The organism is Spartinivicinus marinus, assembly GCF_026309355.1.
GTDB lineage: Bacteria > Pseudomonadota > Gammaproteobacteria > Pseudomonadales > Zooshikellaceae > Spartinivicinus > Spartinivicinus marinus.
In genome coordinates this window covers 5507506-5530974 of record NZ_JAPJZK010000001.1, presented here as the reverse complement: position 1 = coordinate 5530974, position 23469 = coordinate 5507506, and the positions used below count along the sequence as shown (strand labels likewise).

Below are 23469 nucleotides of genomic sequence, written 5' to 3'. Positions count from 1 at the left end.
CTGCTAAGTCATTCTAGCTCCCTATAAAAATAGCTTATCACGCTTAAACCGCTTTAAGATCAACAACGCTGTTAAATAAGTCTAGTATATGTCAACAGCGCGTTATCAGAGGTGCCCTTTATTCATGTTGCCAATACTGATCGCCCAATCATACCACTGGAGTATATAACGCGGGATAGGCCAAACAATCGAGCAGGTGTCCACATTGGACTTTTGGTGATAGCGGTCGATGCATTAATAATGCTAGGCACACTGCTGGCTCTTCTCGATTGTGGGATAGCAGCGCTGCCTCGGCGGGCAAGCTCAATAACCTGTTTTCCTGTTTGGTTAGATAATTGTTGGGCATATGAGTTTGCTAAAAAGTTAGTCCCTCTAAATAAAGCTGGGGCTTTATCGCCGGTAATAGCAATCCGCTGAAAGGGCTCACTGCCATGAAATACGCGGTGTAACGATTTTGCAACAAACCTTGGATTATAGTGAGCAATGCTGTCCGTTAACTTTAAAGTAACTTGTCCAGATTTAGGGGAAGCAATTAAACTGGGGTTTAATGGGCTTCGAATTAATTGGCTGCTAGCATTTGCGGTCACTCTAGCCCCCGCAATCAATGAACCAATGCCAGTAGCAGCGGAGGTAATACCAAATGCTAAAGCAGCATAGCCTAATTGTGTAGAAGCAGTAGGATTTATTTCTTCAATTGCTCCAGAAGCAATGCCTAATCCACCACTAATGATGCCTGTTACGCCTGAGGTAACAGCTAAGCCAGCTTTTAATGCGGCAGCTGTTGAAATTGCAGCGGCTCCAGTCATTAAGCCTGCAGATGCGGCTATACCAGCGCCAAGAGTCACTACCCCAATGACCAAGGCTAATACGCCTAGACCGATAGAGACACCTGCTTGCCAACTGATATGTCCAGTTGGATCGACTAAATTAATGGGATCATTGAGGCAGTATGAATAACCGTTAAATCCTCCTTCATTAAATGGACTTAAGGAGTCAATGGAATGAAATCGCATTAACCGAGGATTATATAGACGGTAGCCATTGCCTAAATGGTAAACTTGGGCAATGGAATCATATTGTTCGCCAGTAAAACCAATGGGGTTTTGCAAAATAATCAGCGTTGGTCGTTCATGGTTACTAGACAAAGTCAGTGCACCATGTACAGGAATACTGGTAGTCAATAATGAAGCCGAAGTGACAAATAAGGAGGATTTAATTAAAAATCCCCGCCTAGATAAATTGGGTAATTTTTCCGGTGATGTACTTGGCAAAGTCTGGTTAAAAAATGGGTTAGGTAACTTCACAATTATGACTCATCATCCATAATTTGATAATTATCCCAGCCTAAATTTTCAATGGTATTGCTATCCACCAATTTTAGGTGAGCAGCGTTACCAAACTGATCAAATACGTTGAATTTAGGACGAAGATCGTAATGATAAGCATCATTACTAGTCATATTGACATAATGTCCATTTTTTCGTGTATGGCTGCAATGATTGCGCGTGATATAAATGCAGGTTTTATAGTCATCATAACTGCCTTTTCCTTGTACGAACTTTACATTGTTAGTCGAGAGCGGCAGTTCGAAGTGGTAGTCTTCTCGTTTTTTGCCTTCAATATTCCAGATACGAACATAGTCACTCATCGTTTGGGGTTCAATAGAAGGTTTGTAGGGATAAAGAATTAACGAATAAGCAGTTGTATTAGTGTTGTATCTTAATAAACTACCACCAGGCCGAAAGTAGTTCATTGCTCTGAAAAATTGGTTTCCTTCCTGCAAAGGATTTTCCCATTCTAAACCATAAATCTTAATTTGTTTATTATTAGGTGTAAGCTGCCAATAGCCAACATACCAAGAGTCGGTTTTTTTTAAGTAATGAAAATCAAAGCTAAAGTCTGTCGCACGGTATTGCAAGGGGTCTATTGCACTGATAGTAGCATACTCATCATACAATGTTGTATCACAGCTGTTAATTGTTTCACCATTACTCATAGCAATTTCAGCACATACATGTTTACTGTAGTGTGTTTGATTTGTTGATACCCAATAGGTTAATTGCGACCAACCATTAGCTAACCTGGGATTATTACGAACAGTCGTTTCAGAAGGACTAACGGAACGACGAACAATACCTGCTGAACGAGGCACCGTATGTTGGTATTGGTTTTCTGTTACAGTATAAAACCAATGTTGATCAGAAGAGGTTGAAAAATATTGATTGTAGGTAAAATTGAGTCCTGATTGTTTCCCAAATAAGTAGCTAGCTGAAATCAATTCATCCACTGGAATGGTAACTGCTTGCCGAGTTGTAGGATTAATAGCTTTAACTTTAATATAAACAGGTGCTTGCATTTTTCTATTGGCATAAATTTGATATGCCTGGCCATGGGCAAGGTCTGTCTCTACTCGAATATCTTGTATTTCATACCGATTGGCGTCTAATGACCCAGCAAGTGCTGTTCCAACGATTATATTGCTAACCGCTAACGTCAGGATTTTAATCGTTTTTAGTTTTATATAAGCCATAAATTTACCTTTTTGAAATACTACTTAACTTTTAAATTATTGATAATATTTGTTTTTATTAATGACTATTACCAAATGGGTGAAAACTCATATTTCTAACAAGCTTTCCTTGAATTGAATAAATAGGACTTTTTTGGTAGTCAGTGATCATAATGTCTGTAAACTCACCTGTTTGGCCTTGAAGCGTTCTTTGCAGCGTGCCATGATATCCATTTAATCTGCGACTAATCCAGTCACCTTGAGATTCATTAATCTGTTGATGTTGGCTAAAGAAACGCTGATGTGGTGGCTGTTCTGGTATAAGACAAGTAATTTGTTGTCCTAAGCCATCATATAAATAATTTGCAATTTGTTCACCACTAGTATTCAACAAGCGTGTAACTTGATTCAGTGCATTATATTGAAATTGCAAACCTTGCTCATCCTGAGTTAAATTGCCATTCGCATCATAGTTAACAGCCAAAGTTTCTTGATAACGGTTAGATCGCACACTATTATCAACTCCATTAGCAAGGCTTGTTATTGTTGTATTATTGGTAATGGACTGCAATTGCCCTAAATACTCTTCATGGTAAGAAAACTGTTGAGTCTTGATATAGGTACAGCCATGCTTTTGGTATTCCACAACAACTCGATCAATATCGCCTAAATGGTTATAGTGATAAAGCTGCTTTTGAATAACACCCTCTTTAGCGTCATTGGGATCATTACTGTCTTTATATCGAGGACCATTTGGCCCATCTACATGGTATGCACTTAACCGACCCAGTAAATCGTAGCGATATTGTTCAGTTGTTGTCGTACCATATTCGTCAGTTAGTTGTTGTTTAATTAGCTTACTATGTGAGTTATAGCTGTATGACTGACGACACATGATGGCATGATCAATAAGCGATATTTTTTGAGTAAGTCGAGCATTGTTATCGTAAAAATATTGGTGAATAATTGACTGACCGGATGGCGTGATCAGCACTTCCTTATTAACTTGGTCAAACTCATCATAGTGGAGTTCAACGGTCCCTTGGTCTTGAATGATTTTGAATAATCTCCCACTATTATCATATATTCGTTGCTCAATATTATTAAAAAAATCTGTGGTTGATAGAATATTTCCTTGCCGAGAATACTGATAGTGTATTTGATGGTCTCCCTGGGTTTCTGTTTTGATCAGTCCATCTGCCTGATATTCCATACGCCTTTGTGAATGGGGTGTTGTTACTGAAACCAACTCGCCAGCTGGCTCTGTATAACCAAATATATTATTAATGGTTTGATCGGAGCTGATTTCTTTTAACGGGAGTCCTAAGGTAACATCCAATGCTTTTTCAATGATCACTTGATTAGGGTATTCAATTCGCGTTGGTTCTGGCCATTGGTCTGTGTATGTAAAATGAGTAGGTGATAATCCCTGCTTTGTTTCTGTACTCACTCTTCCTAACTTGTCGTAAGTGCGCTCACCTACGGTCATTTTATTCACTCGTACTTGGGTTAACCACTCATCTAGGGAGTTTGGATCATAGTGTTTTTCAATCGTTAACCTGTCACTAATTGACTCTTTTATGAGTCGCCCTTGCACGTCATATTGGTAATATACTGGCACATCATATCGACCTTGTTCTTCCCTTAATTGTCCAAATCCATCATAAAACTGCTTGATCGTTTGGCCATTGATATTAGTGTCAGTAGGTTGTTGTAACTCATTTAGTCGAGTTATTTGTAATTGTGATTTTTTACCCGTGGTTGATTCTAGGTATTGAGTTAACGTATTTGTTGCTTTATCAATTTTTTTTACTTGTGATAACCCTGAGGGTAGGGTTTCTTTAGATATATCCCCCCACATATTATATTCAAAATAAGTGGTGTATTGCTGCTCCTGCTGTTTATAATTGGTATCATGTAAAGTGACTGAAGATAACTGACCTTGTGAATTGTAGGTTCTGCTTTCATACGTTTGTAGAGTACCCGAAGCATCTGTCTTCATCACTTTTTTGATTCGGCCAAGCCCATCGACAAAATATTTCTCCATGTGGGTTGCAGTGTTTGTAACTGCATAATACATTTCATCTACTTGTAATTGGTAAGTATAATTACACTCTTCCTGGTAGGGGCTATTAACATGAGTAATTTCTTTGTTAAGCCTTATTAAAGCGTCGTATTCAAGCTTTGTGAATACCCCATATTTATCAACTGTCGCTATTTTTTTTTCATGACAGATATTGTGGGTAAGCGTTTCTTGATACTGTGTGTCTCCATCAATAATACAGTGTAAAACGGTTTGAATGTTATCTTCAGTTTGATGATAGGTATATTGATCGACTGTATTACGCTGTCCAACTAATAATGTTTCTTTAGCTATACGACCATGGAGTAAATGATTATCAGGCTGGTTATAATAAATTATGCTACGTTGAGAAACCTGCTGCCCTTTACTGGTAGCAACTAGTTCAGAGGTTAATAATGCAAATGATGGAGTGATTAGCGAAGAATTAGCTGTCATATTGTTCTGACTAAAGGCAATACAAGGAAAGGTTCTATATCGGTATTGATGAATTAATGGTTCTTCGGTTCCTATTGCATATTTCTCTGATGGAAAAGTTTGCTTTTGTTTTAAATAAATAGGTGTTTGCGTGGGAGATGCTGGGCAACCATCTTCTCCTTTTGCTGAATAATACTCATAGCGTTGAGTAATACCAAAAGGATCCATTGAAGAGATTAGGTTACCATACTCGTCATATTCGTAATGAAAAGCCTCTGTCCTCTCCTCACCATTGCGACTAAAATAAGTAGTAATATCACTAGTCGGTAGCGCGTAGATTGCCAGTTGTTTGTCAAAAGGTTGTGTACAATCTGCTCTATACCCAAGCTGACGTCTGGCTACCATAATATTTTTATTGTTGTCATGTATTTCTTCTGTAATAAGCAAATGAAATCGATTATAAACTCTCTTGATTAGTTGATTATCACGCTGTTCTGTGGACTGATAACAATAATCGTGAGTACGGTCGTATAAATTATCTTTATTTCTTACAAATTTTGCCCCAGAGGCAAAGCCGAGGTAATTGTGGCGACTATATGTATATGTTGCATTTATAGTGGTAATATCATTTCCAAAAACACGATGGTGAGTTACGGCTGGGAATGTTGATAGTGGACTGCCTTGAGGTGCTCTAAGTCCTTCTGAGTCATAAGTTAATGACTCAATAGCACCTAGCGGGTGAGTGAGTTGCTTGATAACTCGGCAGTTATTAATAGTTGCATACTCAACCTGATAACTGGCACCATCTGCAAGCACAACACGTGTTAATTCATTGTGATGTATGTGTAATGAAATGACGGTATGATTATTTTTCGTGATTCTAACGCCGCTTTCGTCATAAATAAAACCAAGTGACTGATCATGATCATCAGTGATTGATTTTATTCTTCCTCTTCTGCTAGGTGTATAATAGTTAATGAAAAGTCTTCTGCCATCCAGTTGCTGAATACATTCCAAGAAACCTTCTGGATTTAAATATTCACATACTCCAGATTTATATTGAACTCTGATACCAGTATTAGCCAGTGCATAGGCTTTAAATTCATGAGGGTTGGCATAGCGTAGCTCTAATTCAACTTCATTATTATCTAACGTATGAAAGGATGAAACATGATAACTTTGTCCTTGTCCTAAATGAAGTTGACGACGTTTACGATCGTATCGAGTTAAATTATGTAACCAACCTTGGCCAAAGCCTCGATTTTCATTAGCTAAAAAGTGGTATTGAATATAAAAACCCAGCTCAGGCCCCATAAGTAAACCGCCTAGCAATTGGGATAGCTGTATTTGTAGGCGATACGTACCCGTTCGCGGGTCTACCACTCCACTTAAGTGATTAGAGTATTGAAATGCATTTGTTTTAATAGTGTGCTCAGCTGCTGACATATCCCTTCCCCAGTAATTTCCTACTAACTAATTCACAAAACAATTATTAGAGGCACCCTTAATATTAATTCATTGAAATTGATTTTCTGGGGGAGCACATTAATAAAAAAACGTTATAAATCTGTAAAAAGTATTGTTTCAATGTAGTTCGTTCGTCCGTACTTAATTTATGTACTTATTTCCCCAAGTATCAAACTACACATCACTAAAAGTATATATTAATTATGAAACAGAATGTAACAAAATTTTAACCAACAAATTCAGAACAACCGTACAAAAAATTTTACTGCGAAAAGTTAAGTAAACTTTGACACTTTATATCAAAAAATATAATCAGCTTCTTTTAATACACTTTCTTTTTAGTGTTTGGGTATGCTTGATCATTGGATAAGCTTCAGTATGTCCTTAATTGAGTTTTCTTGACTCTCTAAAAATGCTTTTAACTCTTCACCGCTTTTCAAGTAATCTGCCCACCCATACTTACTTCGCACTTCTTGCCACTTGTCAGTTTGATTAAGTGATTTCAGTAACTCAGCATATGTACTTTTATATGTAGAGTTACTTGGAACAACCAACACTTGATATTCAGCTATAAGCAAGCTAACGGGTGTTATATCGCGATAGCAATGAGGAATGATGCCAGATAAATTCCGTAAAATTAATGGTGTCGATTGCACCATGAGTGTATTTTTGTATTTATCAGTTTCTGTTATTAACGATATAATTGCTCTACCGCCTCCTCCACCAGATAAATTTTTATAGCTTGTCGATTTAATGAGCTTAGTATCAATTAGTGCCTGACCAGTCTGACGTGCAGTTGTATCCCACCCCCCTCCTTCACCACCAGGAATCAAGAAATCAATATGAGTAATATCAGCAATGGTACTATTAATAGTAAAAGTTATGATTAATGAAAATATCATTTTACCTAAGTTAGTCGCTCTCATATTATGAACCCTCACCAATAACCATGGATGGCGGTAATTAATTACAAAAGCATAGCCTAGATTGTTCTGAAATGTTAATTTTGTGAGCGGTGCTTTGATCAGATAAGATATTGATAAAGGTAGGATAATAAATACAAGTAAGCCGATAATTCTAACAATTTTCGAAAACTACTTAAGTTCCCACCATCAAGTATTAAGCTCAAGATTTTTCAAAAAATGGAATTAATTTTTCATAAATTTATTAAGATAAGGGTATAAAAATAAATTAACCAACATTCCCTAACTTCAGTATTTCACTGTAACTAAAGTATTCTTTAAAGCAAGTAATAATATTGGTAAGCTAGCAGCCAGATACTGGTGGCTACAGCTCTTGCAGCAATGATTACCACTATTAAACTACACTATGCAACGCGCGTTTGATTCTAAAAAAAATACTCATCATTAATAAGCTATTTACTATTAAAAATATCCAAAATCCATAACTCGCTACTGGCCAACCTAAAAATAATGCTAATCCACAGGCACCCACCACAAATGCCCGGTCACTCTTGCCCATCGGTCCATCATAACGACGCTCATCAGCAATGACCTTGCCCAATAAACCAGCAAACTCACTTAATATGCTTAAACACAGAAATGCGACTACCAGATAGAGCTGCTCAGGAAAAAATTTTAACAGAGGAAAAAAAATAACCCAGTCAGAAATAATATCCCCTACCTCATTCAGTACCTCTCCAAGCGTGGACTGTTGGTTATAAGTGCGCGCCATCATACCATCAAGGGCATTCAAAGCCATTCGAATAAACAAACCAATGGGCAAGACTAAAAATAACCAATGGTTAGAATCAGCATGCCAAAAGGTAAAACCAATAATTAAAGAAAAAACAATTGCTGTCAGGGTGATTTGATTGGCGGTTATATGGGTACGATGTAATAAATGCAAAACCGGCAACAAGAGTTGTTGAAATTTCGGCTTAATATCATAAATTGAAACCATAATGGGTATTTTAAAACCTTAGCTATCTATAAAAACTTATCTACAAAAACTATCTACAACAACCATATACAAAATGATCAAGTAATGACCAAAAAGTGATACCTCTATATCTTCTAGCATACTGATTACTGGCAGATACAGCTACTTTTAATAGATAGGGCACCTCTATAGGGTTTTTACGCATAGTAAGACGATCTCGAAATAGGCATCATCCACCTCTTTTTTTCATGATGCTGCTATCGACTTGCTCAAAAAGCAACCAAACCATCAGCAATCATAAAAGCCACAGGCGAATAGGCTAGGACCCTAGCACAAGGGTAGCCGTAAAGAGGATGTATAATGGTGTATCGTCATTTTAGTCGTCGTCCTAACATCATGCTATTAATTTTGGTGTTTTGCACCGCACTTGGCCCCCTGTCAATTGACTTATTTGTCCCCTCATTACCAACCATCAGTACTAGTTTTGCAACGTCGCCAGCCACCGCGCAATGGACGATCAGCATTTTTATGCTGGGTTTTGCCGTATCAATGTTGATTGTTGGCCCATTAGCTGACCGATTTGGTCGAAAAAACGTCCTTATTACAGGTTACATTGTGTATTTACTGGCAACAGCTGCCATTTTAGTAACAGAGCATATTTGGGCTTTTATTACTGCTCGTTTTTTTCAAGCAGTGTTTGGCTGCTTTGGTACTGCATTGTCTCGCACCATTGTGAGAGACCTTTATGATGGAAAGCAAGAAGTCAGGATGATTGCACTGATTGGTGGTTGTATGGCCATTGCACCCGCTATTGCACCTATTATTGGGGGTACCCTGGCAGAGTTGTTTGGCTGGCAAGCTAATTTTATATTAATGCTGATTATTGGCACATTGCTAATGGCCATTGTGTGGCTGTTTGTACCTGAAACCTACACAGCCCAGCCAGAAACACCTGTAAAAACTAACCTATGCCAACGGTTTTTAGCCGTTTTAGCAGACCGTCACTACTGCTTTTATACATTAATGGCAGCAGTAGCCTTTTCAGGTGTATTTGTGTTTATTGCCGCTGCCCCTTTTGTATTTATTGACCACCTTGGGTTTAGCACTCGACAGTTCAGCTATTGTGTAGCCATTATGATCACAGGCTATGTGCTGGGTAGCTTATTCGCATCCCGAGCTATTGAACGCTTAGGCATACAACGAGTATTGTACATCACCTTTGGTATGATGGCTGCTGGAGCAAGCCTGGCTTTTATTACAGGGCTGGGATTTGTGACGGATACATTACAAGGCAACCAAGCAGTAGCAGGCTATGTACTTGGTATGTTTCTATATGAGTTGGGTATGGGGATTTTTATTCCAGCCTGTCAAACCACGGCATTACGAAACATCAAAAACAATATAGGCACAGCCTCTGGGCTGATTTTTTTCGTTGAAATGGCCTTAGCTGCTCCGGTCTGTTACCTGGCAGGTCAACTTCCTCACACCAGCACCTTTCCACTAAGTTCTGTGTCAGTCGCTGCTGTACTGATTATTGGGTTGATGCTGTTGGGCTATCGTAATAAAGGATTTGCTCAAGCTTCTGCTCCAGTGGCTACAACTGTATAAGAGTATTTTTAGTCCCCCTTTTTCAAAGGGGGAATGGCCTTCGCGACATCCTGTAAATATCGAGATAGGAACTAAAAACACCTTACCTAAATTGATTAATTAAGTCCCGAAGTTTAATCACTTCATTTCGTGCCGCTTCGACAAAGTCAGGTCCATTGCTAGCATATAAGACACCTCTTGACGAATTCACAATCAGCCCTGTGCCATCTGCTGTTTTGCCTGCTTTTACCAATTGCTCAACATCACCACCTTGAGCACCCGCCCCAGGGACTAAAAAGGGCATATCTCCTACAATATTTCTGATTTTTGCCATTTGCTCAGGCCAGGTCGCCCCAACAACCAGTAAACAGTTATTGTGTTTATTCCACTGATTAGCGACTAAATCAGCCACTCTTTCATAAAGTGGCACACCATCAACGATTAAGTCCTGAATATCACCCGCGCCACGGTTAGAGGTTCTACACAATAAAATTACACCCCGATCCTGGTAGTTTAAAAATGGCTCAGCAGAGTCAAACCCCATATAAGGGTTAATTGTTACAGCATCTGCCTGATAGCGTTCAAATGCTTCAACTGCATACTTCTGCGCGGTGCTGCCGATATCCCCTCTTTTTGAATCAAGAATTACAGGGATATCAGGATAATGGGTCTTAATATATTGGATGGTCTGCTCTAACTGCTCTTCAGCAGAATATGCAGAAAAATAGGCGATTTGTGGTTTATAAGCACAAACTACATCATGAGTAGCATCAATAATGGTTTTATTAAACTCAAAAATAGACTCTCGTTGTTGCGCCATACCTGCAGGCAACCTTGATAAGTCAGGGTCAAGCCCCACACACACTAAAGAATTGTTTTTCTTCCAGGCAAGCCTAAGTTTGTCATTAAAGCGCATTAACAGTACCTTTTGATGAGTTCCAATGTAATCATTTTAGCTATCAAGAAAGCCGATACATCAGGTGCAATATAGTACGCCAATGGCACACCGACAGCCAATACGCATTTTTCCCTTCCTTTTCATCCGCCCACTCAGCACCATAAAAACCAGCATGATGGGGTAATAGGGTGTTTTGGAGCTGCGGTCAGCCCCCCCCTACACACTAAGGTCTTATACTGGCATAGCGTTGCTTATTATAAAATACATGAGGTATAGTAATGCCTATAGCCACACAACATATTGTGTGCTATGGCTTACATGACATTAGGATATTCATGGATCATGATTTAAACAATACCTCACTTCTACAACAATATAACAAACACACTTTTTACAGACTACATAGAAAATTACGTCTTGTTCTCAACCTATTGCTGTTGCAGGGATTCTATACATGTTTAAACGCTTAGCCATAATGGTCTTGTTACTGACCATCATTTTTGGAGGTATTTTCGGTTATAAATTGTTCGAAAAACAAATGGTCGGAGAGTATTTTGCTAACTTTACCCCCCCTCCTGTTACCATATCAGCCACTAAAAGCCAAGCCGAAATCTGGCAACCAGAAATCCATGCTATTGGTACCTTACAAGCAGTCAACGGTGTAGAGCTGGCGACTGAGGTAAGCGGCATGGTGCAATCAATTCACTTTGAATCAGGCCAGCTTATTGAGAAAGGCCAATTACTGGTACAAATTGATGATGAAGTTGAGCAAGCAACCCTTAAAAGCCAACAAGCCCAGCTCAAACTCGCCAAACTCAATTATGCTCGGGATAAACAACTACTGACAAAAAAGGCTATACCACAAACCCAGTTCGACTTAAGCAGTGCTGAACTGGAAGAAGCCATTGCCAACATGGAAAAAACCAAAGCTATTATTGCCCAAAAGAAAATTCGGGCACCATTCTCTGGCAAAATAGGGATTCGCTTAATTAATTTAGGGGAATACATCAATGCAGGGGCAAGTATTGCCACCTTGCAAAATATTGACTCACTATTTGTTGACTTTAACTTGCCTGAACAGTTTTACCCTAAGCTTTATGTAGGACAAAAGGTAAGGTTTGATATTGATGCCTATCCAGATAAACACTTTATTGGCAAAGTGTCTGCATTAAATGCAAAAGTCGACCCCAATACCCGGAATATTTTAATCAGAGCTAGTGTCGATAACGCTGATCATAAACTGATTCCTGGCATGTTTGCTGATTTGGCTGTTTTAGAAAAAGCATCTATTCAAGTAGTGACAGTCCCCATCACAGCAGTAACATACAGCTTATATGGTGATTCTGTATTTATTATTACAGAACAAACTGACAATAATACAAGTAGTAAGTCAGCTAACAATGTTCCACCAAAGGCAACTACAGATGCAGAGAAAAATGTAGCACCTACTTTGGTTGTTAACCGCAAATATATAAAAACGGGGCCTCAACAAAATGGCAGCGTAGCGGTACTAGAAGGGTTAAAAGCAGGTGATCAAATAGTCACCTCAGGTCAACTTAAATTAAGTAATGGCGCCCGCATTGTTATTAATAATGATGTAAAAATTTAATTGCAGGGAAATGCTATGCAATTTACTGACATATTTATCAAGCGGCCCGTGCTTGCAACAGTGGTCAGTTTACTGATCATATTGCTGGGTGCCAAGGCCTTTGAAAATTTATCAATACGACAATACCCTGAACTTGAAAATTCTGTTATTAGCATTAAAACCACCTATGCTGGTGCCAATGCTGATGTCATTCAGGGGTTTATTACCACACCTATTCAACAGGCTATCGCTAGTGCGGAAGGGATTGACTACATTACCTCTTCCAGTATGCAAAGTGCTTCCAGTGTAAAAGCGTATTTACGCTTAGGTTACGATACTAACAGTGCACTAACAGAAATTATGGCCAAAGTGGCAGAGGTGCAAAATGAACTGCCAGATGCTGCTGATAGACCAGTGATTGCTAAAGAAACCAGTGGTGGTACAGCGCTGTTGTATATGAGCTTTTATAGTGAACAGATGTCTAATGAACAGGTCACCGACTATCTGACACGAGTTGTACAACCTAAACTATCTACAATTGATGGTGTAGGTAGTGCCGATATACTAGGCAAAAAAACCTTTGCCATGCGGCTATGGTTAGACCCAGTCAAAATGGCTGCATTTCAAGTGTCTGCCCAGGATGTTAACCAAGCAATTCTCAGCAACAACTTTTTATCCGCCGCAGGGCAAACTAAAGGGGAATGGGTGGTTACCAATGTCAATGCCAAAACAGACTTAAGTGATGTAGAAGCATTTAAAGACATGGTTATTAAAAGCCAAGCAGATTCTCTGGTACGATTAAAAGATGTCGCAGAAGTGACATTAAGTGCAGAAAACTTCGATAGTTTTGTAGCATTTAATGGCATTCAGTCTGTCTATGTAGCGATTAGCCCTACCCCTTCAGCCAACCCACTTGATGTCATTAAACGGGTCAGAGCTGCAATGCCAGCAATTGAAAAACAATTACCAGATGCATTAAAAGCCAAAGTGGTTTATGACGCAACTGAATTTATTAATGCCTCTATTGATGAAGTAGTAAAAACCTTAGCTGAAGCCACCTTAATTGTTATTATAGTGGTATTAATGTTTTTGGGGGCTTTTCGTTCAGTCATCATTCCAGTGGTAACTATTCCCCTCTCAATGATTGGGGTACTGTTTTTCATGTTAGTCATGGGCTACTCCATCAACCTGCTGACCTTATTGGCAATGGTATTAGCCATCGGGCTGGTAGTAGACGATGCCATTGTGGTCGTGGAAAATATTCACCGCCATATTGAAGAAGGCTTATCACCTTATAATGCGGCACTCGTCGGTGCTCGGGAAATTGCTTTACCTGTAGTTGCCATGACAATTACCTTGGCTGCAGTCTATGCCCCTATCGGTTTTATGGGCGGCTTAACCGGTACATTATTTACCGAGTTTGCCTTCACCTTAGCAGGCGCAGTTATTATTTCAGGGGTTATCGCCCTAACCTTATCGCCAATGATGTGTTCTAAACTGCTACTGGATAAAAGCCATGAAAGTAAAGTAGCACAAAAACTAGACCATTTATTCGATCGTCTCAAACAACGGTTTCAACGCTCATTAACGGGTGCACTTAATTATCGCCCGGTCACTGTATTATTTGCGATTACCGTACTGGTTAGCATTCCTTTCTTGTTTTTGATGACGAAAAGTGAGCTAGCCCCAACCGACGATCAAGGGATTGTCTTTATTTCTTCATCATCCCCCCAATATGCCAACCTGGAGTATATGAATAAATATACATCTCATTATGAAGATATATTCAATTCATTTTCTGAATACGACAGTTCATTTATGATAAATGGTATGGGTACCGTCAATAATTCGATTGCCGGTATGCTATTAAAACCTTGGGATCAGCGTGAACGTAGTCAGCAACAAATACAACCCTTGGTGCAACAAAAACTGGATCAAATAGCTGGGCTGCAAATTTTTTCATTTAACTTACCGCCCTTACCTGGCGCTGGTGATGGTTTACCCATTCAGTTTATTATCAATAGTACAACTGATTACCAAACTATTCATCAAGTCAGTGAAAAACTGGTTACTGCAGCAATGCACAGTGGCTTATTTATGTTTATCTCCAGTGACTTAAAGTTCAATAAGCCAGAACTGCAAATCAATATTAACCGTGATAAAGCGGCACAATTGAATATTGATATGAGACAAGTGGGTGAAACCCTATCCACCTTTTTAAGTGAAGGACGTTTAAATCGCTTCACCTTAGATGGTCGCAGTTACAAGGTGATCCCCCAGGCTAATTTAACCAGCCGTAATGCGGCTGATTGGTTAAACCGTTATTATATTAAAAATCGACAAGGGGATATGATTCCACTCGCCAGTATTATCGAGCTAACTTCCGTCAGCAAGCCTAATCAGCTGAATCAATTCCAGCAGCTGAATGCAGCTAAATTACAAGGGGTTATGTTCCCAGGGGTTTCCTTAGGTCAGGCGTTAGACTTTTTAAATCAAAAAGCCAATGAATTAATGCCCCAAGGGTTTGGCAAAGACTATTCAGGCCAGTCGCGCCAATTTATGCAGGAAGGTAATGCCCTACTCTATACATTCCTGTTTTCACTGATCGTGATTTTCCTGGTACTTGCAGCCCAGTTTGAAAGTTTTCGGGACCCAATTGTGGTATTAATTAGTGTGCCAATGTCTATCTGTGGAGCCTTAATTCCCCTCACTTTAGGCGTCAGTACTATTAATATTTATACCCAAATCGGTTTGGTCACCTTAATTGGCTTAATCAGTAAACATGGCATTTTAATTGTAGAGTTTGCCAACCAACTACAAACGGAAAAAGGCCTAAGTAAACATCAAGCGGTTATCGAAGCGACTTCTATTCGCTTGCGCCCAGTATTAATGACCACCGCTGCTATGGTATTAGGCGTTGTACCTTTAGTCCTAGCATCTGGCGCTGGCGCGGCCAGCCGCTTTGATATTGGCCTGGTAATCGCCACCGGTATGACCATTGGTACGTTATTTACGTTATATGTAGTACCCACCATGTATACTTTATTTGCGAAAGATCATGGTAAACAACCTGTGGTTAATGGGAAATTAGCTATCAGTTAGCTTATTTATTAAGGGCACCTCTAATTCTCATATTGTTATCTTTGATAGCTAAGGCCAGCATTGCTGGCCTTTTTTGTTGCTTTCAATGAAAAACAAATGTGGTAAGTTTTGTGATAAAAAAGGTGCCCACTCACCATTTGCTAGCTCAATTAAATTTTGGGCTTTGGTTGATAGTGAACAATAAAGAAGGATAAAGATAAAAAAATAGCTTTTCATTATATTATGAGATAGCCAAACCTACCCATTTACTAAAGCATAGCAGACAGTTACATCAACTATACTTGTCATGAAAAATGCTGTTGTTACATTTCTTATCATCAATGTAACAACATACAACCACCCCTCTATTTATATAGGAGGAAGTGTGAAATCACCAAAAAACTATTAGCCTTATTGGTAATATACCCAATGCGAAGCATTTTTAGGGGCGGCCGCCGAGAGATGAAGTCCCATGAGCCTATAAATAATAGGTGATTGGGATGAAGAACGATGGCAACAAACCCTAAAAATGATTCGCGACGGGTATAGTAGGAGGTTTTTATAACTGTGTTGCAACAGAAGTGATTCGCCTAACCAGCGGGAAATGACCACCCTACTTGGTAAACTCGGTTGGTTTTTCTAACTCATATAATGATTCAGAAATTTCATCTACTTTGTTAGCAATCAGCGCCTGAGCATCGTAGAGGCCTCGATTATAAAAATATGCACCTATTTCTTGCGAAAAAAAATCAATAAGAAACTCAGCATCAAAACCACCTATTTCCTGATCTAACTCTTCAAAAAAATACATCTTGACCTTTTGTATCAAAATGTCCTTTTCATTTTTACTAAATTTTATATCTGACAACATCTATCTCCTTATTTAGGTTCAAATAATAATCCAACCGTTAGCCTAGTGATCCATGCCCCACTAGTGATGAGATTACATTTTTAATCAATACTGAAAATTTTTCAGGGTTCTCTTGTGGCAGCATATGTCCTTCCCCTACTATTTCCTTGACTTTAAAAGCCTCCGATAATTTTGCAGTATTTGTTGCAACCAGCCTGAAAATATCACGCGTTTGCGAGCCATATCCAATAACCAATGGGTTTCGTATATTTGATACGTTAGTACAGGTTATATCAGGCTGCTCCTGTTGGTTAAGTTGATATGCTAATGTATATGCCTTCGACAGTTGCAGCTCTCTTATCGCCAGATGTTGATTTTTAAAATACCCTTGTTTATTCCCCGAAGCATCAATAAGCACTTCAACTGCCAGCTCAAGCTTTCCTTCAGAAAAGTATTTACAAACCCTACCAAACATGGCATTTGCGTCTGATAACCACATTTCTATTTCTTGCTCTGGTAAACACCCAGGAAAGCCTGGTTCATATAGGAAAATACCTGAAACATTTTCTACCTTATATCGTAGAAGCATATTAAGTACCACATCGGCTCCATACGACCAACCAACAATATTAATTGGCTTTTCAGTAAAAAGCTTAGCTAATAATTCTGCCAAATCACTTGCATGGGTATTTAGCCCAAAGCTCCCTTTATCCTCACCATTAAAATAACGCAGCGTAACTGAGATGACTTCGTAATCAGACTTAAGGTGGTTAATGTGCGGCAACCACATAGTTGCATCTGTGAGAGCACCATGTACCAATATTAAATACTCTCCAGAACCTTCCGTTATATACTTCATTTTCTCTTTTTCCAATTTTGTGCACAGACACTTGCATAAGTCATACTACTCATAATTAGTAAATGCACGCTACAGCCCTAGCAAAACTACCGAGAAACTCTCTGAGCTACAAACAATGCTTATTTTTTCAGAACGAATAATATAACTCCGCACAATTGTGGTAAAGCTGGCAGCCTTTCCAAATTACCTTATTACAGGGCAAGGGGCCAAAATAACCATTACTGTGATATATCATTTGACAGCAACGTAACATTTAGTTAGGTTAACTAACAAACTAGTGAGAAGTGATGATCGATCATGAAGTTAGATGAGTCTCTGGATTGCTTTCACCGATATTTGGCTCGGCTATGGAACCAAGACCAACGGCAAGCTGAACTAAGCTTTAATGAATATGAGTACTTAACCTGTTTAGCTGCTATTGAAGGTGTTTGTGATGCCCACCAAGACACAGTGTTTGATGGGCCACACCTGACAGATTTAGCGGCAAAAATGCAGGTAAAGCGGGCATCTGCCAGTACCATGGTCAATAAACTGGAAAAACGTGGTCTTATCCAACGGGTACAATGTCGTTACGATGCCAGGGCCCAGCATGTGCTAGTGACTAAAGCTGGGATGGCGTTGGTACGCAAAGAACAGGCAATTTATAAAAACATGGCTACCACCATTAAACAACAGTTAACCAAGGAGGAATATCGACTGTTTGAGAAGGTGATGAATAAGGTGTGTAAACACCTGTAGAGGCCCCCTCTTCTTCATGAGTATATTGTTAAAGCTAGCAGATATGGATTAAAACCCAATCCCTCCTTTGAAAAAGGAAGATTGAGGGGGCTAAAAATGTCTTTTGCATAACCCTCAAAGAAAAGGTGTAAATAACACCACTTGATATATATTTTAAGATTTATCTTTTTAACCAAATAGTTAGTTAGCCTAACAAAATAAAAATTAATTTTTGCCAAAACATAAAATGGAGATAAAAAATGAACTCTGAATTTTGGAATAACTATTATCAAGAACAATCTACAATTTGGATCCAGCCTGATGAGGTATTTGCCACAGAAGTAGCTGAGTTAACTTCAGGTAATGCATTGGAGTTAGGTGCTGGAGAAGGCGCAGATTGTTTATTTTTAGCAAAGTCCGGTTGGCAAGTGACTGCCATTGATTTTTCTCAAAAAGCCATCGATAGAATTAATCGACAGGCAGATAAACAGGAGATAACAATTAATACAGAGGTAAACGATATTTTAACTTATCAGCCAGAGCAACAGTTTGACTTGGTGTATATGGTGTTTATCCACTTACCTCTGGCAGAAAGAAAACAGATGCTGGCTAATGCCGTTAACGCTTTGGCGCTTGGTGGTACTCTACTCTTTATCGGCATTGCTAACAGCGACATGGACTGTGACCAGGAAGTTTCCCACCTGTTTTCTCCAGCCAAGGATATTGCTGCACTGCTATTAGAGGTAGCACCCGACCTACACATAGAAAAACAAGGTCACCTTAACCGAACAATCCCAATGCCAGACAAACAATCATTTAAAGCTGAAACGATTATTGTGAAGGCCAAGAAGTTAAGCAACAAATAGCCCAATATCTATACCCAATACAAAAGGTATTTGTTTAGCCCCTCATCCTAACCTTCTCCCCCGCAGGGGAGAAAGGATTTGATTTGAAGTACTTTTGCGACAGCCTTAATGCGAAAGACTTGCAACATGTTTATTACCAGTCATAATTATTATTTAACACCATAGTACCAATATATTCTATTTTCTTTTACTAAGTTCTCCTACACTTACAAGCTACCAACGCAATACCTTTATATCCAAATGGTAGATAACAAACAGGGAGGTGTTATGAAAGCCATGACTAAAGGACTAGTCACTCTACTACTGTTTTATTGTACAACTCTAGCTAGTCACGCAAAACTGTTGGAGTTTGTTTTAACTAACCAGGAATTTTTAATGGATAGGGAAAGTCAACGTTATGGTGACTTTCTTAGCCAATTAAATAAACAACTGGGTCAACCGCAGTCCATAAATACGCTAGCTGTTATTCAGTTAAACAGTCACAATAAAATAGTGAAGATAGAGCAGTTAACTAGCCCATTAATGTTAAGAGGCGAAGCATTTAATTCACAAACCGGGTTTATTGAATCGGTGATTAACCAGCCGTTGGACACAGGTAATCTTTACCTGAATGTTGATGAAAACGAGGCCATAAATAAAATATTGATTTTTTCACCTAAAATTAACCCTGAAAAGGGCTTAGCTTGGCAGTTTTCTACTGAGCGTCATGTAGCGTTAAGTAATTATGGCGTTAAAGAAAAAACCGGAGAGTCCGTTTTTAAACTAGTTGATAATGGCCCCTCCAGTAATCGGGTCGACTTGGTATTTGTAGCAGAAGGCTATACTCAAAATGAAATTGCTCGCTTTAAAGAGGACTTAACGACTGTCGTTAATGGCTTTTTTGAAGAGCATCCACTAAGCCTATATAAAAGCTATTTTAATGTGTGGGGAGTAGAATCAATCAGTAATCAGTCTGGTGCTGGCTATAGCTATCCCAAAGACACCCGCTTCAAGTCGTATTTTAATTGTTATAATATCGACCGACTGTTATGTGTTGATATTAATGAAGTGCAAAAATACGTCTCTCAGCGTTTAAGCAGTCATTCTCGGGATATTATTGTGGTAGTGGTCAATACCGATAAATATGGCGGCTCTGGCGGTGCTGTTGCTACCATGTCACTCCACTCATCAGCTGTTGATTTAGCCTTACATGAAGTGGCACATACCTTTGGTTTACTGGCGGATGAATACGACTACGGCAGTTGCCGGGTGGCTGCAGCGTCAGAAGCCAATGTCACCAATAACCGTTCAGGCAGCAAGTGGGCCCACTGGGTTGATGTTGCTAATAATGTGAGTGTGTTTGAAGGCGCAAAATATTGCCGCTATGGGATGTATCGCCCAACAAATAATTCACTCATGCGAGTGTTAGGTCAGCCATTTTATGCCGTCAACAGTGAACAACTGATACGACGAATTTACAGCTTTACTACACCACTCTCGTCACAAACGCCTAACACTAAAACCATTAGTCTTAGCACACAACAACAACAAGGCTTTGCGGCTTCACTACTGCAGCCTACTACCAATACAGTCACTGCTAGATGGAAGCTGAATGGTAAACCAGTTAGCTCAGCAACTCACTTTACCTTTATGGGGAATAATTACCCCCCTGGTCGTTATCAGTTAACGGTAGAAGCACGGGATAATACCAGTCATGTTATTATCGATAGTAAAAACCGACTTAAAGATACCTTTACCTGGGATATTAAATTAACAACCGTTAGCAATCACTGTAATACGCCCGCCCCACCCTCTCATTTAACTGCTCAAATTCTTGATAACAATAGTTTTCAATTATCCTGGTTAGCACCTACACACGCCCAACACTATACGGTCCAACGGTTAATTGAAGGAACTTGGCAAGATGAAGTAAACACAGCAGCTACAGTGGTAAAAATAACTAATCTTGCTGCTGAAAGTGAGCAGTTAGTTCGAGTAATTGGTACCAATGGTTGTGATGAAATGGGTAAAGCATCAGAGCCACTTGAAGTTTCACTGAAGGGCACCCTTAATAGTTAATATATCCTAAGTAGTTAATATGAACTGAAAGGTACCTTTAAAAATATTCTTTTAGAGGTACCCTTAAATAGTCATATTATTTCCCGTCAACCAGTTAACGCTATTCCAAGTCGATCTAGTCACATTACTTATCATCTCATCTTTCGCCTATTATTTATAGGTTTATGGCGCATCGTCGCTTGATAGCCTTACCTCTATTCAAGTTATTTCAGACAAATGTTATATGTATCGCAATATTAACCATCATTCGGTTAAAAACAACGCTTCGTTTGTTGATCACATTGAGATATTCAGGTTAATTTCTGCAACAAGAAATCAACCATTAACATGAAGAGATGTGTATTTATGTTAGGTACTATGGGTTTAGTGTTTATTTGGCTACTACGCAAAACATTTGAATGGACATTAGTAACTGCAGCAGTATTAACCTACGCTGAGATTGGCCCTGGCGGAGAGGCTGTTGCTGAATTAATTAACACTTTTCAAGAAGTGTTACGCAATATTGATTGGCAAAATATCTTTCAGCAATTAACCAGCACGGTAAAAACACTGATGCAATCGTTATCTGAAACGGTTGTCAACTGAATTAGCTTACATTTTCCAGCAACGCTGGCCAGTAAAGCGTGATCGCAAATACTCCATCTGGTCACCGCGAATTTGCCGGTTAGCTAGATACATAAACTCAAACACATTAGGCTCAAACGGTACTGCTAATAACTCCATCCCTGCTTGTTCCGGCGTTCTACCACCTTTATGGTGGTTGCAACGCTGACAAGCAGCGACTACGTTTTTCCACACATCCTTGCCACCTTGCACTTTAGGCACAATATGATCCCGAGTTAAGTCCGTTTCTTTAAACACATTGCCACAATACATACACAAGTAGTCGTCACGACGAAATAACAGTGCATTATTTAAACCAGGCACAAAGTTTTGTCTACGATGATCCCCCATACAGGCAATGATGGGGTCCATGTTAATTTCAGAGCGAACACCAAACTTATTGATTCCTCCAACAATACGCAGTGGTTGCTCTCCAATACTCCATAATACTTGCTGTTTAACATACAAGGTGGCTGCTTCTTCTCGGCTTATCCATGCGGTTGGCAACCCAGATTTATTCAACCTTAATACACGAATCATATTTACCCACCATTCCACCAGTCTGCTTCACACCTATTACCCACAACTATTTTGACATAAAGGGCTGCGACAAATGGCTTTAGGGTAGTGTCTAACAGCCCCTGTTTGGCCCAGCCAGGCTAAAAATGCGTGGTTTTCTAATTCAGACACCTCATCGTAACTGGCAACAGGCATAGGCCAACGAAATGATGCTATCTATTGGATGCTATCTATTGATAGTTTCTCCCATCATTATTACATTTTCACCATTCATTTTGGTTAATGCTAAAAGTGTACTCATCTTGTCATATGACTGATTTGCACATCGACTATGACTAATTCACTTTCTTATTTATAAACATAGCCTTACTCTTATATTCTGTCTTGCTGAATACCTGGGTTTAGAGAAACTCGAACATTCAAACAACATGTTGATCAATTAGAGATATGCACTAAACTAGTGAATAGAAGTAATATAAAACCAAACACTATTTCATTCATGTTAGTGACTTAATATCAAGCAAACCTTAAACAGTCTAACTCTTCCTAGTAATCTGCTGCCCCATCAGTTCTTGTTTACCAAGAGCATCAAGTAGTAGGTTTAACCATTTAGGAAAATACCAGCATGTGATGAGAACAATTCAGGTGTTAGTTAACAATGCAGGTGTTATAGATGCTTTTTGTAAATAGCGATTTTAGAGGAGCTCATGCAGCAAAATAAGCTTTATGTAGGTAATTTACCCTACTGCATCAACGAGTCACAGTTAGATGATCTGTTCTCTCAATATGGCGAAATTGACGACATTAAATTAATTTTAGACCGCGAAACCGGGCGATCTAAAGGCTTTGCCTTCATTACCTTTGCCTCCGAGCAGGCCGCTAAGCAAGCACTGCAACATAATGGTATAGAAGTAGAAGGACGTACAATTAAGGTAAATAAAGCCATTGATAATAACCGTCAACGAAGCCGACGTAATTATACTGTACAGCGAACCACTTAATTAGCCTGAAAAATACGGCAACCTACGAAACGATTTAGGTTAGTGGTTCACATGCAAAGTTATATAATTGTGTTCAAAGCCATTTACTCTCTGGCAAAGCACTTTTTTGCAGGTGCTTTTTCTCTAAAATAGCAGAAAGACCAACACCCAAAAAAGCAATTCCACCAGTAGGTAAATGATTGAAAAAAATGCCTTATTTTTCGTTTAGTCCACTAGGCAGCATCTACTGTAACACCTAATAATGCGTCAATTTTTTTCAATATGGCATCAGATTGACCAAACAGCTCCTGCTGTCTATGTAATAGTTTTTTTATAATAGGGTCATCTTGATCAGCAGAACCTTGTAAACTGATTACATTATTAATAGTATCCGTAATAATATGGAGCTGATCGTTAATATTACTTAGTGTTTCATTTAATTGGCCTAAGTGTTGGTCTACATTATTCATTGAGTTATCCTTACATAT

General features: G+C 39.0%; 18 protein-coding genes. 8 read left to right on the top strand and 10 right to left on the bottom strand.

The genetic code is table 11. From position 1 onward, the window contains the following. Positions 1-122: 122 nt before the first annotated feature. From OQE68_RS24645 to OQE68_RS24625, 5 genes are all read right to left on the bottom strand, one after another. Positions 123-1304, bottom strand: coding sequence for an RHS repeat-associated core domain-containing protein (locus OQE68_RS24645; RefSeq protein ID WP_219339919.1), 1182 nt, complete (start codon positions 1302-1304; stop codon positions 123-125). A 2-nt stretch (positions 1305-1306) separates the two neighbouring features. Next, the gene (locus tag OQE68_RS24640; protein WP_180566997.1) at positions 1307-2530 is read right to left on the bottom strand and encodes a hypothetical protein; all 1224 of its coding nucleotides are present in this window, start codon (positions 2528-2530) and stop codon (positions 1307-1309) included. Between the two features lie 58 nt (positions 2531-2588). Then, a complete protein-coding gene (locus OQE68_RS24635; protein WP_180566996.1) occupies positions 2589-6452 on the bottom strand; it encodes an RHS repeat domain-containing protein in 3864 nt (1287 codons plus the stop codon). A 380-nt stretch (positions 6453-6832) separates the two neighbouring features. After that, on the bottom strand, positions 6833-7399 hold the full coding sequence (locus OQE68_RS24630; RefSeq protein WP_180566995.1) for a type 2 periplasmic-binding domain-containing protein: 567 nt from the start codon (positions 7397-7399) through the stop codon (positions 6833-6835). 391 nt (positions 7400-7790) lie between these two features. Continuing rightward, a complete protein-coding gene (locus tag OQE68_RS24625) occupies positions 7791-8396 on the bottom strand; it encodes a CDP-alcohol phosphatidyltransferase family protein (RefSeq protein ID WP_180566994.1) in 606 nt (201 codons plus the stop codon). 339 nt (positions 8397-8735) lie between these two features. Here OQE68_RS24625 and OQE68_RS24620 point away from each other — a divergent pair, with 339 nt between their 5' ends. Beyond that, positions 8736-9983, top strand: coding sequence for a multidrug effflux MFS transporter (locus OQE68_RS24620; protein ID WP_180566993.1), 1248 nt, complete (start codon positions 8736-8738; stop codon positions 9981-9983). An 82-nt stretch (positions 9984-10065) separates the two neighbouring features. Here OQE68_RS24620 and pyrF read toward each other — a convergent pair whose 3' ends face one another. Then, on the bottom strand, positions 10066-10878 hold the full coding sequence (pyrF, locus tag OQE68_RS24615; RefSeq protein ID WP_180566992.1) for an orotidine-5'-phosphate decarboxylase: 813 nt from the start codon (positions 10876-10878) through the stop codon (positions 10066-10068). A 436-nt stretch (positions 10879-11314) separates the two neighbouring features. On the opposite strand from pyrF, the gene OQE68_RS24610 reads away from it, so the two are divergent. Both OQE68_RS24610 and OQE68_RS24605 read left to right on the top strand, forming a co-directional pair. Continuing rightward, positions 11315-12469 (top strand): efflux RND transporter periplasmic adaptor subunit, encoded by a 1155-nt coding sequence (locus OQE68_RS24610; protein ID WP_180566991.1) that lies wholly within the window; start codon positions 11315-11317, stop codon positions 12467-12469. A gap of 15 nt (positions 12470-12484) precedes the next feature. Continuing rightward, a complete protein-coding gene (locus OQE68_RS24605; protein ID WP_180566990.1) occupies positions 12485-15550 on the top strand; it encodes a MexW/MexI family multidrug efflux RND transporter permease subunit in 3066 nt (1021 codons plus the stop codon). 592 nt (positions 15551-16142) lie between these two features. Here OQE68_RS24605 and OQE68_RS24600 read toward each other — a convergent pair. After that, on the bottom strand, positions 16143-16400 hold the full coding sequence (locus OQE68_RS24600; RefSeq protein ID WP_353618517.1) for a DUF2164 domain-containing protein: 258 nt from the start codon (positions 16398-16400) through the stop codon (positions 16143-16145). 37 nt (positions 16401-16437) lie between these two features. Then, the gene (locus OQE68_RS24595) at positions 16438-17238 is read right to left on the bottom strand and encodes an alpha/beta fold hydrolase (RefSeq protein ID WP_180566989.1); all 801 of its coding nucleotides are present in this window, start codon (positions 17236-17238) and stop codon (positions 16438-16440) included. A gap of 297 nt (positions 17239-17535) precedes the next feature. On the opposite strand from OQE68_RS24595, the gene OQE68_RS24590 reads away from it, so the two are divergent. The 4 genes from OQE68_RS24590 to OQE68_RS24575 all read left to right on the top strand — a co-directional run bounded on the left by OQE68_RS24590 (position 17536) and on the right by OQE68_RS24575 (position 21464). Continuing rightward, positions 17536-17976, top strand: coding sequence for a MarR family winged helix-turn-helix transcriptional regulator (locus OQE68_RS24590; protein WP_180566988.1), 441 nt, complete (start codon positions 17536-17538; stop codon positions 17974-17976). A 239-nt stretch (positions 17977-18215) separates the two neighbouring features. Beyond that, positions 18216-18821, top strand: a complete 606-nt coding sequence (locus tag OQE68_RS24585; protein ID WP_180566987.1) for a class I SAM-dependent methyltransferase — start codon at positions 18216-18218, stop codon at positions 18819-18821. Positions 18822-19088: 267 nt separating this feature from the next. Beyond that, the gene (locus OQE68_RS24580) at positions 19089-20879 is read left to right on the top strand and encodes a M64 family metallopeptidase (protein WP_180566986.1); all 1791 of its coding nucleotides are present in this window, start codon (positions 19089-19091) and stop codon (positions 20877-20879) included. Between the two features lie 345 nt (positions 20880-21224). Further along, positions 21225-21464, top strand: a complete 240-nt coding sequence (locus tag OQE68_RS24575; RefSeq protein ID WP_180566985.1) for a hypothetical protein — start codon at positions 21225-21227, stop codon at positions 21462-21464. 6 nt (positions 21465-21470) lie between these two features. On the opposite strand, the gene OQE68_RS24570 is transcribed toward OQE68_RS24575, so the two are convergent. After that, the gene (locus tag OQE68_RS24570) at positions 21471-22022 is read right to left on the bottom strand and encodes an HNH endonuclease (protein ID WP_219339918.1); all 552 of its coding nucleotides are present in this window, start codon (positions 22020-22022) and stop codon (positions 21471-21473) included. Positions 22023-22708: 686 nt separating this feature from the next. On the opposite strand from OQE68_RS24570, the gene OQE68_RS24565 reads away from it, so the two are divergent. Continuing rightward, positions 22709-23002: an RNA recognition motif domain-containing protein gene (locus OQE68_RS24565; protein WP_180566984.1), complete on the top strand. Its 294-nt coding sequence runs from the start codon at positions 22709-22711 to the stop codon at positions 23000-23002. Between the two features lie 212 nt (positions 23003-23214). Here the strand turns inward: OQE68_RS24565 and OQE68_RS24560 are convergent, their stop codons facing one another. Further along, positions 23215-23451, bottom strand: a complete 237-nt coding sequence (locus OQE68_RS24560; protein WP_180566983.1) for a hypothetical protein — start codon at positions 23449-23451, stop codon at positions 23215-23217. Positions 23452-23469 lie beyond the last annotated feature (18 nt).

What these genes read in the sequence shown, in the direction of transcription:
- OQE68_RS24640 (WP_180566997.1), bottom strand. Translation starts at nt 2,530, where the DNA reads ATGGCTTATATAAAACTAAAAACGATTAAAATCCTGACGTTAGCGGTT.
- OQE68_RS24635 (WP_180566996.1), bottom strand. Translation starts at nt 6,452, where the DNA reads ATGTCAGCAGCTGAGCACACTATTAAAACAAATGCATTTCAATACTCT.
- OQE68_RS24630 (WP_180566995.1), bottom strand. Translation starts at nt 7,399, where the DNA reads ATGAGAGCGACTAACTTAGGTAAAATGATATTTTCATTAATCATAACT.
- OQE68_RS24625 (WP_180566994.1), bottom strand. Translation starts at nt 8,396, where the DNA reads ATGGTTTCAATTTATGATATTAAGCCGAAATTTCAACAACTCTTGTTG.
- OQE68_RS24620 (WP_180566993.1), top strand. Translation starts at nt 8,736, where the DNA reads ATGGTGTATCGTCATTTTAGTCGTCGTCCTAACATCATGCTATTAATT.
- pyrF (WP_180566992.1), bottom strand. Translation starts at nt 10,878, where the DNA reads ATGCGCTTTAATGACAAACTTAGGCTTGCCTGGAAGAAAAACAATTCT.
- OQE68_RS24610 (WP_180566991.1), top strand. Translation starts at nt 11,315, where the DNA reads ATGTTTAAACGCTTAGCCATAATGGTCTTGTTACTGACCATCATTTTT.
- OQE68_RS24605 (WP_180566990.1), top strand. Translation starts at nt 12,485, where the DNA reads ATGCAATTTACTGACATATTTATCAAGCGGCCCGTGCTTGCAACAGTG.
- OQE68_RS24600 (WP_353618517.1), bottom strand. Translation starts at nt 16,400, where the DNA reads ATGTTGTCAGATATAAAATTTAGTAAAAATGAAAAGGACATTTTGATA.
- OQE68_RS24595 (WP_180566989.1), bottom strand. Translation starts at nt 17,238, where the DNA reads ATGAAGTATATAACGGAAGGTTCTGGAGAGTATTTAATATTGGTACAT.
- OQE68_RS24590 (WP_180566988.1), top strand. Translation starts at nt 17,536, where the DNA reads ATGAAGTTAGATGAGTCTCTGGATTGCTTTCACCGATATTTGGCTCGG.
- OQE68_RS24585 (WP_180566987.1), top strand. Translation starts at nt 18,216, where the DNA reads ATGAACTCTGAATTTTGGAATAACTATTATCAAGAACAATCTACAATT.
- OQE68_RS24580 (WP_180566986.1), top strand. Translation starts at nt 19,089, where the DNA reads ATGAAAGCCATGACTAAAGGACTAGTCACTCTACTACTGTTTTATTGT.
- OQE68_RS24575 (WP_180566985.1), top strand. Translation starts at nt 21,225, where the DNA reads ATGTTAGGTACTATGGGTTTAGTGTTTATTTGGCTACTACGCAAAACA.
- OQE68_RS24570 (WP_219339918.1), bottom strand. Translation starts at nt 22,022, where the DNA reads ATGATTCGTGTATTAAGGTTGAATAAATCTGGGTTGCCAACCGCATGG.
- OQE68_RS24565 (WP_180566984.1), top strand. Translation starts at nt 22,709, where the DNA reads ATGCAGCAAAATAAGCTTTATGTAGGTAATTTACCCTACTGCATCAAC.
- OQE68_RS24560 (WP_180566983.1), bottom strand. Translation starts at nt 23,451, where the DNA reads ATGAATAATGTAGACCAACACTTAGGCCAATTAAATGAAACACTAAGT.